This is a genomic window from Streptomyces sp. WP-1, from assembly GCF_030450125.1.
Taxonomy (GTDB): Bacteria; Actinomycetota; Actinomycetes; order Streptomycetales; family Streptomycetaceae; genus Streptomyces; species Streptomyces incarnatus.
This window is the reverse complement of record NZ_CP123923.1, coordinates 6,876,438-6,891,365: the sequence shown is the minus strand read 5'-3', so window position 1 is coordinate 6,891,365 and position 14,928 is coordinate 6,876,438. Positions and strand designations below refer to the sequence as shown.

Annotated in this window: 10 protein-coding genes; 5 read left to right on the top strand and 5 right to left on the bottom strand. The window is 74.1% G+C overall.

Annotated elements, in window-relative coordinates; genetic code table 11:
- The first annotated feature begins 64 nt into the window (after positions 1-64).
- From QHG49_RS30650 to QHG49_RS30640, 3 genes are read left to right on the top strand one after another with little or no spacing between them, the layout of a single operon-like run.
- On the top strand, positions 65-1,234 hold the full coding sequence (locus QHG49_RS30650) for an AAA family ATPase (protein WP_301492056.1): 1,170 nt from the start codon (positions 65-67) through the stop codon (positions 1,232-1,234).
- 5 nt (positions 1,235-1,239) lie between these two features.
- Positions 1,240-4,797, top strand: a complete 3,558-nt coding sequence (locus QHG49_RS30645; protein ID WP_301492054.1) for a DUF5682 family protein — start codon at positions 1,240-1,242, stop codon at positions 4,795-4,797.
- Entirely contained in the window at positions 4,794-6,521 is a 1,728-nt protein-coding gene (locus tag QHG49_RS30640) for a hypothetical protein (protein ID WP_301492053.1), read from the top strand. The genes QHG49_RS30645 and QHG49_RS30640 overlap by 4 nt, the downstream gene beginning before the upstream one ends.
- Before the next feature lie 81 nt (positions 6,522-6,602).
- Here QHG49_RS30640 and QHG49_RS30635 read toward each other — a convergent pair whose 3' ends face one another.
- The gene (locus tag QHG49_RS30635) at positions 6,603-7,916 is read right to left on the bottom strand and encodes a glycoside hydrolase family 3 N-terminal domain-containing protein (RefSeq protein ID WP_301492052.1); all 1,314 of its coding nucleotides are present in this window, start codon (positions 7,914-7,916) and stop codon (positions 6,603-6,605) included.
- A 140-nt stretch (positions 7,917-8,056) separates the two neighbouring features.
- On the bottom strand, positions 8,057-8,479 hold the full coding sequence (locus QHG49_RS30630) for a secondary thiamine-phosphate synthase enzyme YjbQ (RefSeq protein ID WP_145486024.1): 423 nt from the start codon (positions 8,477-8,479) through the stop codon (positions 8,057-8,059).
- Between the two features lie 71 nt (positions 8,480-8,550).
- Here QHG49_RS30630 and QHG49_RS30625 point away from each other — a divergent pair, with 71 nt between their 5' ends.
- Positions 8,551-9,630, top strand: a complete 1,080-nt coding sequence (locus QHG49_RS30625; protein WP_301492051.1) for an NAD(P)-binding domain-containing protein — start codon at positions 8,551-8,553, stop codon at positions 9,628-9,630.
- Positions 9,631-9,761: 131 nt separating this feature from the next.
- Here QHG49_RS30625 and mltG read toward each other — a convergent pair whose 3' ends face one another.
- Complete coding sequence (mltG, locus tag QHG49_RS30620) at positions 9,762-10,688, bottom strand: endolytic transglycosylase MltG (protein WP_301492050.1); 927 nt, start codon at positions 10,686-10,688, stop codon at positions 9,762-9,764.
- Positions 10,689-10,811: 123 nt separating this feature from the next.
- Positions 10,812-12,614, bottom strand: a complete 1,803-nt coding sequence (locus QHG49_RS30615; protein ID WP_145486027.1) for an ABC transporter ATP-binding protein — start codon at positions 12,612-12,614, stop codon at positions 10,812-10,814.
- A gap of 114 nt (positions 12,615-12,728) precedes the next feature.
- On the opposite strand from QHG49_RS30615, the gene QHG49_RS30610 reads away from it, so the two are divergent.
- Complete coding sequence (locus QHG49_RS30610; protein WP_145486028.1) at positions 12,729-13,178, top strand: MarR family winged helix-turn-helix transcriptional regulator; 450 nt, start codon at positions 12,729-12,731, stop codon at positions 13,176-13,178.
- 49 nt (positions 13,179-13,227) lie between these two features.
- Here QHG49_RS30610 and QHG49_RS30605 read toward each other — a convergent pair whose 3' ends face one another.
- Complete coding sequence (locus QHG49_RS30605; RefSeq protein ID WP_304960748.1) at positions 13,228-14,838, bottom strand: peptide-N4-asparagine amidase; 1,611 nt, start codon at positions 14,836-14,838, stop codon at positions 13,228-13,230.
- Positions 14,839-14,928: the final 90 nt, after the last annotated feature.

Sequence of the window (14,928 nt, the reverse complement as noted above, 5' to 3'; positions counted from 1 at the left end):
CTCCCTCTCCCCCCGCGTCCCCGCTCCCCGCCCCGCCCAACATCCCCTCGAAGGACTCCCGCCGATGACCACCGTCCTCGTTCCCGACGCCACTCGACAGATCGTTCCGCCCGAGGACCGGTACGCCACCGAGCTGGCGTTCCTCGCGGCCTACGACGCCGGTCCCCGGCCGCCCGCCTGGCGGCTCACGCCCCGGGCCGTGGTCACCTTCGTGATGGGCAGCGGCGGGCAGGCGCTGCGGCTGCCCGAGGACCCCGCGGTGCCGGACGGCGTGCCGCGGCGGCTGGAGATCGGCGGCAAGTTCGTCGGCGACCGCGCGCTGGTGGAGCGGTGTGTCGTCACGCTCGCCGGGGAGCGGGGCCTGCTGCTCGTCGGCGAGCCCGGCACCGCCAAGTCCATGCTGTCGGAGCTGCTGTCCGCCGCCGTGTGCGGCACGAGCGGCCTGGTCGTGCAGGGCACGGCGGGTACGACGGAGGACCAGCTGAAGTACGGCTGGAACTACGCCCTGTTGCTCGCGCAGGGCCCCACCCGGTCCGCTCTGGTGCCGTCGCCGGTGCTCACCGCGATGGGCCGGGGCGCGGTGGCCCGGGTCGAGGAGGTCACCCGGTGTCTGCCCGAAGTGCAGGACGCCCTGGTGTCGTTGCTGTCGGAGCGGCGCATCGCGATCCCCGAACTGGCGGGCGGCGAGGACGCGTTGGCGCACGCGGCGCCGGGTTTCACCCTCATCGCCACCGCCAACCTGCGGGACAAGGGCGTCTCCGAGATGTCTGCCGCGCTCAAGCGCCGCTTCAACTTCGAGACGGTCGGCCCCATCGCGGACCTCGACGCCGAGACCGCGCTGGTCCGCGGCCAGGCCCGGGCGTCGGTGGAGCGGGCGGGCGCCCCCTTCCAGGTCGACGACGCGGTCCTGGAGGCCCTGGTCACCGTCTTCCGCGACCTCAGGGAGGGGCGTTCGGCGGAGGGCTGGGAGGTGGAGCGGCCGTCCACGGTGATGAGCACCGCGGAGGCCGTCTCCGTGGCGGGCGCCCTGGGCCTGGCCGCCGCGTACTTCCCCGGCGACCGTGACGTCCTCGGGCTGCTGCCGGGCCATCTGCTCGGTGTCGTACGCAAGGACGACCCGGCGGACGCGGCACGGCTGCGCGGCTACTGGGACGGCCCGGTCCGCCGCCGCGCCGAACAGGGCTCCGCCACCTGGCGCACCCTGTGGGACCTGCGCACGGTCCTGGAGGGCTGAGGACGGTGCCGTACGACACCCCGGAGGCGGCCGTCGCCGCCCTGACCGACCCGGCGGCGCCCTACCTCATCGGCGTACGCCATCACGCGCCCTCGCTGGCCGCGGCCGTGCCCGAACTGCTTGACGCGGCCCAGCCCGACGTGCTCCTGGTGGAACTCCCCGCCGAACTGGAGGAGTGGCTGCCCTGGCTCGCCCACGAGGACACCCGCGCCCCGGTCGCCCTCGCCGCCGCCCCCGCGACCGGGGCGAGCGGCCCCGCGTTCTACCCCTTCGCCGACTTCTCCCCCGAACTCGCGGCCGTACGGTGGGCGGCGCGGCGCGGAACACCGGTCCTCGCGTGCGATCTGCCGTTGGCGGACCGGGCCTGGGCGGGGGCACCGGAGGAGGACGGATCGACGGCCGGCCAGGACGCGGCCTCGTCCTCGCCCTCGTCCGAGGTGCCGCGATCGCACGCGGTCGGAGACCGGCCGGGGATCGCCTCCGCGCTGCGCTCCCGTCTTACCGGGCGTCCGGGGGACGACCTGTGGGACCGGTTGGTCGAGGCGGCCGCGCCCGGTTCGCCGCCGGAGGCGCTGCGGCGGGCCGCGCTGCTGACGGGGTGGGCGTTGCGGCGGGAGGCGGAGGCCTCGGGCGGTGTGCCGACGCTGGATCTGCGGCGGGAGCGGTGGATGCGGACGTGTCTCGCCCGGGCCACCGCGCGCGGGGAGCGCGCGGCGGTCGTGGTCGGCGCGTTCCACGCCCCGGCGCTGACGGCACCGGCCGACGGCGACGACGCGAGCGCCGCCACCGCGCCCGGGCAGACCTCGGCCTGGACGACGTCCCTCATCCCTTACACCTACGCCCTCCTGGACGCGCGTTCCGGCTATCCGGCCGGGATCCGCGATCCGGAGTGGCAGCACCTGGTGCTGGACGCGGCCGGTGATCCCGCGGCCCTGGAGGACGCGCTGACCGGCGCCGCCGTACGGATCTGTGCCGGACTGCGGGCGCTCGGGCATCCGTCCGGGCCCGCCGACGCCCGGGAGATCGCGCGGCTCGCCGGTGATCTGGCCCGGCTGCGGGACCTGCCGGCGGCGGGCCGTGGCGAACTGGTCGAGGCCGTGCAGACGGTGCTGACCCAGGGCGAGCCGTACGGCCGGGGGCGGGCCGTGGCGAGGGCGATGGAGAAAGTGCTGGTCGGGACTCGTACCGGTCGGCCCGCGCCGGACGCGCCGCGCAGCGGCCTCGCCCCCGTGGTGGAGGCGGAGCTGGCCGCGCTGAACCTGCCCGGGGCCGCCGACGTGGCCCCCGGCGCCGCCCGGGACCTGCGCCTCGACCCGCTCCGCTCGGATCTGGACCGGCGCCGCGAACTCCTGCTGCGCCGCCTCGCGGTGTGCTCGGTGCCGTACGCCGAGCCGAAGCCGGTGACCGGCGCGGGCGGCGCCGACGCGCTGACCTCGCGCTGGGAGGTGCGCTGGACCCCGGCCACGGCGGCCATGCTGAGCGTGGCCGGTATCCGCGGGGTCACCCCGGCCCAGGCCGCCGAGGGTGTGCTGCGGGAGCGGCGGCGTCAGGAGCGGGGCGAGGGCGGGCCCACGGCCGCGCAGCTCCTGCGGGGCCTGGAGGAGGCGGCCGAGTGCGGCCTGCCCGCCCTCGCCGACGAGCGCCTCACCGAGACCGCCGGGATACTCCCGGACACCGCCACCCTGCCCGAACTCCTCGCCGGACTGGCCCTGTCGGACCGGCTGCGGGCCGGGCACATCCCCGGCCTGGCGGCGGCCGAGGACCGTACGGGGCGGGCGGCGGCCGTGGCCGAGGCGCTGACCTCCGCCGCCGTACGGCAGCTCGACGGGCTCACCGGTTCGGAGGACCCGGCCGACGCCCGAGCCCTGCTGGAACTCGCCCAGCGCGCCGACCGGTCGGGCGGCATCCGGCTCGGGGCCGCGCTGGCCCGGCTGGCGGCCGACGGTTCCCCGCTGATGCGCGGCGCCGCCGGGGCCGTACGGGTGCTGCTGGGGCAGGAGGAGGCGCGGGCGTTCGGCGATCGCGTGGCCTCCTGGGTGGACGGCGCCGCCGACCCGGAGTCCCGTACGGCGCTCACCGCCCGCCTGACCGGTCTGCTGACCGCGGCCGGACCACTGCTCGAAGCGGCGGCGCCCGCGCTGGAACCGCTGCTGAACCGGGTGTCGGAGCTGTCCGACCGCGATTTCCTCGACCGGCTCCCGGCCCTGCGCGGCGGCTTCGACACCCTCAGCCCGGCCGCCCGCGAACGGCTCCTGTCCGCCGTCGAGGAACGCCTCGACGGCGAACTCCCCTCCGACACCGGCGACATCGACCCCACGGCCCTGGCCCGCTGGACCCGCGCCGACCTGGCGGCCCGCGAGGCACTGGCCGCACTGGGCCTGCTGCCCGAGGGGGACGGCACCACCGAGACCCCTGTGGACGGCACCATCAAGCCCTCCGCGCCGACGACTTCGGCCCGCACCCTTGCGCCCGCCGACCGCTGGCGTCTTCTCCTGGGCCGCCGCGGGGACCGACTGCCCGCCGCCGCCCGCTCGTTGGCGACCGCGCTCGACGAGCTGTACGGCCACGGGCGCGGCGAGGGCAGCCGGGGGGACATGGCGGGGCGGGGACGCGGCGGGCGCGAGGCGTCGTACCCCGGTGTCCGGGAGTGGTCCGAGGAGCTGGCCGCGCTGTTCGGGCCGGGCATCCGGGAGGAGGTGCTGGCGGCCGCGGCCGCCACGGGGCGGCGGGACGTGCTCACGGAGCTGGACCCGGACACCGTACGGCCCTCCGTGGACCTGCTGCGCTCGGTGCTGCGGCACGCGGGCGGGCTGCCGGAGGCCCGGCTGGCGGCGCTGCGCCCACTGGCGCGCCGGCTGGTCGAGGCGCTGACCCGGCAGCTGGCGACCCGGCTGCGCCCCGCGCTGCACGGTGCCGCCCTGCCCCGGCCCAGCCGGCGCCCCGGCGGCGGCCTGGATCTGCCCCGCACCCTGCGGGCGAACCTGGCCACCGCCCGCCGCCGCCCGGACGGCACGGTCCTCGTCGTCCCCGAACGCCCCGTCTTCCGCAGCCGTGCCCGGCGCGCGGCCGACTGGCGGCTGGTGCTGGTCACCGACGTCTCGGGCTCCATGGAGGCGTCCACCATCTGGGCGGCGCTCACGGCCTCGGTGCTGGCCGGGGTGCCCACGCTGTCCACGCACTTCCTGGCGTTCTCCACCGAGGTGATGGATCTGACCGACCATGTCGAGGATCCGCTGTCGCTGCTCCTGGAGGTCCAGGTCGGCGGCGGCACCCATATCGCGGCCGGGCTGCGCCACGCGCGCGAACTGGTCACGGTGCCCTCGCGCACCCTCGTCGTGGTCATCAGCGACTTCGAGGAGGGCTACCCGCTCGGCGGGCTGCTCGCCGAGGTCCGCGCCCTGGTCGGCGCCGGCTGCCATGCGCTGGGCTGCGCGAGCCTCGACGACGCGGGCCGGCCGCGCTACTCGACCGGTGTCGCGGGCCAGTTGGTCGCGGCGGGCATGCCGGTGGCCGCCCTCAGTCCGCTCGAACTCGCCCGCTGGGTAGGGGAGAAGATCGCATGAGCCCGCAACTGCCCCCGGTCGCACCGGCCGTGACCGCCGCACTCGTCGCGGCGCTCTCACCCCGGTTGCGCAAGCGCCTCGACTCCGGCATCGCCAAGCTGGCGGACCGGCCCGTGGTCCGCGTCGGCGCTGTCGTCCGCATCGCCGTGGACGACGACACCGACCTCGAACTGCACGCCCCCAACGGCTCGGTGACCGGGACGGACGCCGTGCGCTGCGGCTGTCTGCTGGCCCCGGACTGCCTGCACCGCGCCGCGGCCGTCTCCCTGGCCCCGGTCGCGGAGGACACCGGCTCCGCCGCTGTGCCGGACGGCTCGGCCACGGAGGAGGACGCCGCCCAGGCTCCCGAGACGGCCACAGCGGAGCAGCGTGCCGCCGTCCGTGCCGTACAACTGGCCACGTCCGCCGTGCTGGAGGCCGGTACGGACGGGGCGGGCGCCGTGCTCCAGGCGGAGTTGCTGCGCGCCGCGCACACCGCGCGGCTCGCGGGCCTGCACCGGGCCGCGGCCTCGGCCGTCTCCGTGGTCACCGCCCTGCGCGCCGCCCGCGCGGCCGATCCGGCGTACCACCTGACCGATCTCGCCGCCGGTCTGTACGACCTCCTGTCCGTCGCCCACCGCCTGCCGAACGCGTCCGGCGGCGAACTGACCGCGCTGCGCGGCACCGCGCGGCAGCCCTACCGCCCGGACGGCTCGCTGCGCCTGTACGGCCTGTTCTCCGAGCCGGTGCTCACCGCGAGCGGCTACGCGGGCGCGGTGACCTGGACCGCCGACGCGGCGGGCCGGCTGTACCAGGTGTCCGACGTGACCCCGGGCGGCGCCGGGCGTGCGGTGGGCGCGGCCGACCGTGCCGTGCGCGTCGGCGACACGGCGCTGACCCATCGTGAGCTGGCCCGTGCCGGACTCGCGGTGTCGGGCGCCACCGTCTCCCCGACGGGCCGCCTCGGTGCGGGCGCGGGGGTACGGGCCGTACGGGCGCCCGGCGCCGGCTGGCACGAGGAGCCGGTGGCCCGGCTCTGGGCGGAGCCGGTGCCCGACCAGATCGCCCGCGCCCTGACCGGCGGCCATGACCTGCTGTTCCTGGACATCACCCTCACCGGCACCGCGGCGGAGGCGGCGGGCGACTGCCTCCTCGCCGACTGCGCCGGCGTACCCCTGCGGCTGACGGCGGCGTACGACGACCCCGCGCTCCCCCACCGCGACAACCTGCGCCTGCTGTCCGCCGCCCGTGGCACCCGGCTCCGGGTCGTGGCCCGGCTCACCCCGGCCCCGCACCCCCGGGCCCACCTGCTCGCCACCGAGCATCCGACGCGGGCCGACACCCGTCTCGACCTCGGCCTGGACCGGCTCCAGGGCGCCGACCTGCCCACCACCGCAACCGCCCCGTCCGCAGCCGCACTCGTACCCGTACCCGTATCCGCCTGCGACGAGGCGCCGATCCACCTGCTGCGCCGCCGCGTCCACCAGACCGTCTCGGGCGGCCGCCCGGTCCTCGCCCTTCCCGGCGACACCGGCGCCGACGCCCGGCGGCTGCGCCGGTGCGGGCTCGCCACGGCGGCCGAACTCCTCACGGACCTGCGCTCCGCCGCCGCGGACCGCGCCCATGACGTCTTCGGCCGCCTGCGCCCCACCGACCCCGACCGCTTCGCCCGCGCCTGGCTGGCCGCGGCCCACTACACGACCGAACTTGACCGTGCCCTGTGCCTGGCCGCGTGGACGTCCTGACCACGCCACGCGGCCGGCCCGAGCCTCAGGGCCTCAGGGCCTCAGGGCCTCAGGGCCTCAGGGCCTCAGGGCCTCAGGGCCTCAACTGCACTGGAGCAGGCCCGCGTTGTGCTTGGCGTCGAGTATCCGGCGCACACTGTCGTCGATCTTCGCCCGGTAGGAGGCGTCCTGCCCCATCCGGGTCTGGATGGCCTGCGCCATCGCGGGTATGACGTCCGGCCGCACCGTGAGGATCATGTCCCCGCCCGCCGAGGTGAAGTTCAGCGCCCGCTGGGCGGGGGTGAAGGACCGTACGGCGACCGCGTTCCCGATGTCGTCGGAGATGACCACACCCTTGAAGCCCATCTGGCCGCGCAGCAGTTGGCCGATGACCGTCGGTGAGAAGGCCGCGATGTGCTTGGCGTCGATCTTGTTGTAGGTAGCCGACGAGACCATCACGAACGGCGATCCGGCCTGGATCCCGGACTTGAACGGGTCGAGGCTGGCACTGGTGCTGGTCGTCACCGAGTCCACGACGTCGGCGGTGGTGTCGGTGTTGCCGATCACCTGACCCAGCCCGGGGAAGTGCTTGAGCGTGGTCATCACGCCCGACTGCCTGAAGCCCGCGGCGAAGGCACCGGTGTGGGAAATCACGGGGCCCGGGGTGTTGCCGTACTCGCGCTGGAAGGAGCCGATGGGGACGTTGCGGGTGCCCAGCGAGGCGGGGACCACGTCGGCGACCGGCGCCAGGTTCAGGTCGACCCCGGCGCGCTTGAGCTGCTGGGCCCACATGGCGGCCTCGGTGCGCAGCATCACGGTCGACTTCTGGCCCTGGGTCACTCCGTTGGGCATGGCCGAGAAGCCGGGGCCGTTGAGCACCTGTACCTTGCCGCCCTCCTGGTCCGTCGCCACCAGCAGGCCGACCTGCTTGCCGCCGACCCGGTCCGCCTGGCCCCGGAACCCGTCGACGATCTTCCGGGTCGCCGCCGTACCGGCGGAGCTGCGGCCGGTCAGCATGACGGAGCCCACGTGGTTGTCCCGCAGGATGCGCAGCTGGGCCTGGTCCGGGCCGGCCGCGTTGAGGCCGCCCATGAAGAGCTGTCCGACTCGCTGAGCCGTGGTCATACCGGCCAGGGTCTGGTCCGTGCAGGAGGCGGTCGCCGTCGGGGCGGTGTGCGCGGTGCCGGTGGCCGTGGCGGTGCCGGTGTCGGTGTCGGTGGGGCTCGGCGTCGGGCTCGTGGCGCCCGGAGTCGGTGTGCCCCGGGTGGCGGCGGTGTCCCGCAGGGAGGTCGTGGTCGTCCCGGGCGTGACCGATGCGCCGCAACCGGCGACGGCGAGCGCCAGAGTGGTCAGCGGAACCCCGGCACGCAGGGCTGTGCGGCGGCTCCTGGGCCGCTGCCGGACGCGTATTCTCATGCTTCCTCTCCCGGCCTGGACGGACCGGGGCTGCCGCGTACTGCGCAACCACATCTGTCGCGGCGAGCCCGGCTTGCTGCGTCCACCACACCGTACGTGATTGAGCATTTGTTCGCCCTGCGGCGGAATCGGCGACGGAATCACCCGAGGAAGGACAGCCGCACCTGCCGGTCGGGGTTGTCCTTGTTCGTGTCCACCAGGCACACCGACTGCCAGGTGCCGAGTTCCAGGTGGCCGGCGATCACCGGCAGGGTCGCGTGCGGTGGGACCAGCGCCGGGAGGACATGGTCGCGGCCGTGGCCGGGGCTGCCGTGGCGGTGCTGCCAGCGGTCGTCGGCGGGGAGCAGGGTGTGCAGGAGGGCGAGGAGGTCGTCGTCGCTGCCGGCTCCGGTCTCGATGACGGCGATCCCGGCGGTGGCGTGCGGGACGAAGATGTTCAGCAGGCCGTCGCGACCGCCCGCCGCCTCGCGCAGGAAGTCCTCGCAGTCCCCGGTGAGGTCGACCACGCGCTCCCGGGTACCGGTGGACACGTTCAGCATTCGGGTGGTGAAGGCATCTGACATGGCTCCCATCCTGACGCATGGGTACGACAGCGGGCGGGAAGAGCCGCGCACGGCACGCTGTTGGTAGAAGCGTGAACGAATTGCGTGAGGTCGAGGTGGTCGTCGTCGGCGCCGGTCAGGCAGGACTGTCCGGCGCCTATCACCTGCGCCGCGCCGGATTCGAGCCGGACCGCGACTTCGTGGTCCTCGACCACTCCCCCGCACCGGGCGGCGCCTGGCAGTTCCGCTGGCCCTCGCTGACGTACGGCAAGGTGCACGGGATGCACGCGCTGCCCGGCATGGAGTTGGCCGACGCCGACCCCGGGCGCCCCTCGGCCGAGGTGATCGGCGCGTACTTCGACCGGTACGAACGCGCCTTCGACCTGCGGGTACGGCGCCCGGTGGAGGTGCGGGCGGTGCGCGAGGGGGACGCCGGGCGGCTGCTCGTGGAGACCTCCGACGGCACCTGGTCGACCCGCGCGCTGATCAACGCGACCGGCACCTGGGAGCATCCGTTCTGGCCGCGTTATCCGGGCCAGGAGACCTTCCGCGGGCGGCAGTTGCACACCGCGCGGTACGCCGGGCCCGAGGAGTTCACCGGGAAGCGGGTGGTGGTCGTGGGCGGTGGCGCCTCCGGCACCCAGCATCTGCTGGAACTCGCCCCGTACGCCGCCGCGACCACCTGGGTCACCCGGCGGCCACCGGTCTTCCGCGAGGGCCCGTTCGACGCGGACGCCGGCCGGGCCGCCGTCGCGCTGGTGGAAGAACGGGTGCGCGAGGGACTGCCGCCGCACAGCGTGGTCTCGGTCACCGGGCTGCCCCTGAACGACGCGATCCGCCGCGGACTCGCGGACGGGGTCCTGGACCGGCGGCCGATGTTCGACCGGATCACCCCCGACGGCGTGGAATGGCGGGACCGCAACCGTGTGGACGCCGATGTGATCCTGTGGGCGACCGGGTTCCGGGCGGCGCTCGGGCATCTCGCCCCGCTGCGGCTGCGCGCGCCGGGCGGCGGGATCCGGCTGGAGGGGACGCGCGCGGTGGCCGACCCCCGGATCCACCTCGTCGGCTACGGTCCCTCGGCCAGCACCATCGGCGCCAACCGGGCCGGCCGCGCGGCCGTACGGGGCATCAGGCGACTGCTCGCGGAGGACCGGTCGGCCGCCGCGTGACGAACCGCCGCGCCGCCGCGCCCCGTTGAACCGGTCCGCTTTGAATCGGTCGGCCTGAATCGGTCGGCCTTGTATCGGTCGGTCGCGCATCGGTCGCCCCTGCCTCGGCCGGCCTTGAACCGGCCGATCTCTCAGCCGGTCTTGCCGGACCGTGTCGCGGACGGGGAGGCGGACCGGCTCGGGGACGGACTCTGGCCCTGGCTCTGCCCCGTCTGCTGTTCGACCCTCTGCTGCTCGGCCTTCTGCTGCTCGGAGTTGAAGTCCGCCACATTGCGCATGTGTGTGTCGTAGTCGGCGGTGAAGCGGGTGTCCCCGGGCTTGACCGTCACGAAGTACAGCCAGTCGCCCGGCGTCGGATTGATGGCGGCGCGCATCGCGTCCTCGCCGGGATTGCCGATCGGCGTCGGCGGCAGGCCCATGCGCTGATAGGTGTTGTAGGGGCTGTCGCTCCTGGTGTCCGCCTCGGTGGTGCGCGCGCGGCCCAGCGCGTAGCTGAGGGTGGAGTCCAGTTGCAGCGGCATCCCGCGCTCCAGCCGGTTGAGGATGACCCGGGCGACCTTGCCCATGTCCTCCTTCTTCACCGCTTGGGCCTGGACGATGCTGGCGATGGTGAGCGCCTGGTAGACGTTCGTCGAGTTGCGCTGCGCTCCGGCGGCGACCGGTGCGCCGTCGAACTTCTCGTGCGCGGTGTCCACCATGGAGCGCAGTACGGACTCCGGGGTCGCGCCCTTGCGCAGGGGGTAGGCGGCCGGGAAGAGATAGCCCTCCGGGTTGCCCCCGGCGTCCTTGGGCAGCGTCAGCCGGGCCTTGCCGAGCGAGGTGCGGGTGCTGCCCGAGGGCAGGGCGAGCGCCTTGTCGATCGCGTCGTAGACCTGGCTCGCACGCCAGCCCTCAGGGACGACGAGCGCGGCGGGCCTCGGCTCCTCATGGTGGTCGGCCACTGTCAGCAGCGGCACCGTCACGGCGGTACCGGCCACGACGGCGCCGGCCGCGACGAGGGCGAGTCTGCCCCGGCGTGTCAGTCGGGTCCTTCTCCGTGGCGGAATGTGCGTCAGCATGCGGGAACCGTAATACGCGAATCACCGCAACCCCGACATATATTCAGCTTGTCGGCCCAATTACCCGCCCCCGACAGTGGCTCCGGTGGCCGGTCCGAGCCCCTTGACCCCCGGTCACCGCTTTCACCCGGCCGGCTCCAGTTGCGCGTCCCTGCGCACCAGGGCCGCGTACCGCCCGTCGCGCTCCAGCAGTTCCTCGTGCGTGCCGCGCTCGGCGACCTGCCCGGAGTCCAGCACCACGATCTGGTCGGCGCCCCGGACGGTGGACAGCCGGTGGGCGATGGTGATCGTCGTACGGTTCGCCGAGAGGGCGTCGATGGCCTCCTGCACGGCGGCCTCGGTCCGGGTGTCCAGGGCGCTGGTCGCCTCGTCCAGAATGAGGACCGGGGGGTCGCGCAGGATGGTGCGGGCGATGGCGAGGCGCTGCTTCTCGCCGCCGGAGAAGCGGTGGCCGCGCTCGCCCACGACCGTGTCGTAGCCGTCGGGCAGCGCCGCTATGTGCTCGTGGATCTGCGCCGCCCGGGCCGCCGCGTGCAGTTCCTCGTCGGTGGCGTCCGGCTTGGCGAAGCGCAGGTTCTCGGCGACGGAGGCGTGGAAGAGGTACGTCTCCTGCGAGACCACGCCGACCGCGCGGGCGAGGGTGTCGAAGTCCAGGTCGCGGACGTCGACCCCGTCGAGGGTGACCCGGCCGCCGGTGACGTCGTAGAGCCGCGGCACCAGGTAGCCCAGGGTGGACTTGCCCGCGCCGGTGGGTCCGACGACCGCGAGGCTGTTGCCGGCGGGGACGGTGACGTCGATGCCGTCGAGGACGGGGCCGCCCTTGTCGTCGTAGCGGAACTCGACCTCCTCGAAGCGGACTTCGCCCTTGACCCGGTCGAGGTGGACCGGCCGGGGGCGCTCGGTGATGTCGATCGGCAGGTCCAGGTACTCGAATATGCGCTGGAAGAGCGCGAGGGAGGTCTGGATCTGGACGCCGGTGGCCAGCAGGCTCACGGCCGGGCGGAACAGGCCCTGCTGGAGCGAGACGAAGGCGACGATGGTGCCGAGCGAGACCTGGGGGCCGCCGAACCGGAGGGCCAGCCCTGCCGTCCAGTAGATGACGGCGGGCATCGCGGCCATCACGATGGTGATCACGGCCATCCGCCAGCGCCCGGCCATGTTCGAGCGGACCTCCAGGTCGACCAGCCGCTCGGACTCCTCGGCGAAGGAGCCGGTGAGCGAGCCGGTGCGGCCCATGGTGCGGCCGAGCAGGATGCCGCTGACCGAGAGGGACTCGGTGACCGTGGCGGCCATGGCGGCCATCTGCTTCTGGCGCTCGGTGGTGATCCGCTTGCGCTCATTGCCGACGCGGCGGCTGATCCAGACGAAGGCCGGCAGCAGGAGCAGCGAGACGATGGTGAGCCGCCAGTCGAGGGCGACCATCGCGACGATGGTGGCGACCACGCTGGTGGCGTTGGAGACCAGGGAGGTGGCGGTGGAGGTGACCGTCGCCTGCATGCCGCCGATGTCGTTGGCTATGCGGGACTGCACCTCGCCGGTGCGAGTGCGGGTGAAGAAGGCCAGCGACATGCGCTGGAGCCGGCCGTAGACGGCGGTGCGCAGGTCGTGCATGACGCGCTGGCCGACGGTGGTCGAGATCAGCGTCTGGAGCACGCCGAAGACGCTGGAGAGGACCGCGCTGAGGATCATGCCGAGCGCGAGCAGGCTCAGCAGGCCGGTGCGGCCGCGCGGGATGGCGACGTCGAGGATCTCCTTGAGCAGGAACGGTGTGGCCACCGAGACCAGCGAGGAGGCGCCGACCAGCAGGCCGACGACGGCGAGCCGCCCGCGGTAGGGACGGAACAGCTTGAGGATCCGCCGCCACTGCCGGGGCCTGTCCTCGGCGTCGGCGGGCGGGGTCCAGGAGGACTCACGGTCGGGGTGCATGGGCTCCTACGGAGGTGGGCGGTCGCCGGCCGGGGTCGGCCGGCGATGACGGAACGGATCGTAGCTCATTGTTACCTATACTCACAATGAACTGCATCCTGATATTGTTCCCGCATGACCACCCCCGATCCCGAGGGACTGCTCGCCGAGCAGTTGCTGCGGCTCACCCGCCGGGTGCACCGCATCCAGAAGCGCCATCTGGAACAGCGTGAGCTGGGCATCACCCCCGCCCAGTCCCGGTTGCTGCGCACGCTCGCGCACTACCCCTCCCCGCCGCGCATGGCCGACCTCGCCGAGCGCCTGGAGGTGGTGCCGCGCGCGGTGACGACGCTGGTCGACGGGCTGGAGGCGAGTGGCAAGGTGCGCCGGGCGGCGGATCCGGCGAACCGGCGCGTGACCCGGATCGAGCTGACCGACGAGGGGCGCGCGACCCTGCGCGAACTGCGCGGCGCGCGCCGCTCGGCGGCCGAGGAGATACTCGCCCCGCTCACCGAGAAGGAGCGCGAGGTCCTCGGCGTACTGCTGGACACCCTGGTCGACGGGGACGCCGTCAAGCCCTGCTGACCCCCGGCGCGGCGGGCGGACCCGCCGCACCGAAGGGCTCCTGCCGGGGCTAGCAGCCCCTGCGGTCCATGGTCAGCGCACCCTGGGCGGTGGCCAGCGTGTGGTCGTAGCAGCCGCCCGAGCCGTACGACCGGTAGCGCTCGGACGAGGTGCCGACCGCGTGCCGCTGCTCGCGCGGGGCGTCGAGGGTGTACGAGGCGTCACCGCGGTAGGTGTCGTCCAGCCGCGACCACGCGGTGCGCCGGCCGCCGCGCAGATCGGTCACCGAGGCGCGGTCGCCGAGCGTCAGCACGGTGCGCAGCCGGTTGTCGGAGCCGATGGTGGTGACGCCGTCGAGGGCGTACGTCCGCAGCGTGTGCGCCGACCGGGCGGGGCCGGTTCCGGCGGTGGTGACGGACTGGTCGTCGGTCCAGGTCGCGTCCAGCCCGTCGGTGTTCTCGTCGTCGGTCCAGCGGTGGACGGAGGTGTCGGCGAGGGTCCGGGTGACGGTGGTGGTCACTCGTCCGTGGGAGGTGTCGAGGTATCCGCTGACGGTGAGCCGGTGGCCGGCCTTCGTGTCCACCCGCTTCTCCGAACCCGGTGTGTACGTCGAGGAGTTGACCAGGTCGGTCGCCGTGTCCTGGGTGACCGCCCCGGTGAGGTGGTCGCGGTGCGCGTCCTGCCAGACCAGCACGTTCACCGGAGTGCTCCAGCCGGCCTGGCCCGCCGGCACGCCCACGACGGAGACCTCGACGCGGTGCGGACGGCCGTCGTCCAGCAGCCCGGCGAAGGGTGTGAGGTCGTAGTCGATGGGCCGGACGTCGAAGGCGCCCGGGGCCGGAACGACGTACCAGAGGAACGGATCGGACCAGCCGCCGGTCCATACGTTCGGATAGGGCGCGGCGATGCCCGCCGTCCGGCCGTCGACCTTGATCTGCACCTCGCGGTAGGGGCCGTGATCGGCCTTGCAGGAGTACGACGCCGGGTCGGCCACGGTCAGGTACCAGAACTCCTCGCAGCCGCCGCCGGATCCGGTCGCGTAGACCTCGGCGACGATCCGTTCGCTGTTGCGCGGCGTGGTGAGCGTCGTGCCGTCGGGCGTGTCGGCGAGGGTGAGCACGCGGTCGGGAGTCCGTTCGGCGGGGCTGCCCGCGTAGAACGTCAGGGTGACGTGGACGTCGATGACGCCGGTGTAGGTGTCGTCGACCACGTTGCCGATCAGCATCTCGACGTCCCGCGGGCTCCGGAAGGTGTCGCTGTAGCGGGTGACGTCCTTCTCGACGTGCCAGGCGATGCCGTCCGGCGAGGGCTCGGGGGTGGAGGTGCGCAGGATCTCGACCCCGCCGACGTGCAGATAGCCGAGCCGGTCGTACTGACGGCCCTTCACGGTGCCGTCCAGGCGGAGTACGACCTTGCTCCAGTGGTCGCCGCAGCCCTCGGGCGGCACGTACGCGCCCCGGTAGGGCGTGAAGTCGCGGAACTGCGTGTCGGCCAGAGTGACCTGGCAGGACTTGGTGTGCGGCCGGGCGACGGGCGGGGCGGCCGTCACCGGGTCGTGCCAGTCGGTGCCGAACTCCGCGGGGACGTCGGCGGCGCGTGCGGTCGCGGTCCCGGCGCCGAGGAGCGCGCCGACCAGGAGCACCGCGGTCGCAAGCATGGACATGACTATCCGTTGTCTCATGGGCGGTGTTCTACGGGGAGTTGGGGCCGGCCGCAATGAGGCGTCGAGGAGGGGAGCCCGCCACACGGTGCGCATCTGGCGCATCGTCAC

Bases quoted from the DNA above. Each gene is read 5' to 3' on its own strand.
- QHG49_RS30650 (WP_301492056.1), top strand. From the start codon at position 65: ATGACCACCGTCCTCGTTCCCGACGCCACTCGACAGATCGTTCCGCCC.
- QHG49_RS30640 (WP_301492053.1), top strand. From the start codon at position 4,794: ATGAGCCCGCAACTGCCCCCGGTCGCACCGGCCGTGACCGCCGCACTC.
- QHG49_RS30635 (WP_301492052.1), bottom strand. From the start codon at position 7,916: ATGAGAATACGCGTCCGGCAGCGGCCCAGGAGCCGCCGCACAGCCCTG.
- QHG49_RS30630 (WP_145486024.1), bottom strand. From the start codon at position 8,479: ATGTCAGATGCCTTCACCACCCGAATGCTGAACGTGTCCACCGGTACC.
- mltG (WP_301492050.1), bottom strand. From the start codon at position 10,688: ATGCTGACGCACATTCCGCCACGGAGAAGGACCCGACTGACACGCCGG.
- QHG49_RS30615 (WP_145486027.1), bottom strand. From the start codon at position 12,614: ATGCACCCCGACCGTGAGTCCTCCTGGACCCCGCCCGCCGACGCCGAG.
- QHG49_RS30610 (WP_145486028.1), top strand. From the start codon at position 12,729: ATGACCACCCCCGATCCCGAGGGACTGCTCGCCGAGCAGTTGCTGCGG.
- QHG49_RS30605 (WP_304960748.1), bottom strand. From the start codon at position 14,838: ATGAGACAACGGATAGTCATGTCCATGCTTGCGACCGCGGTGCTCCTG.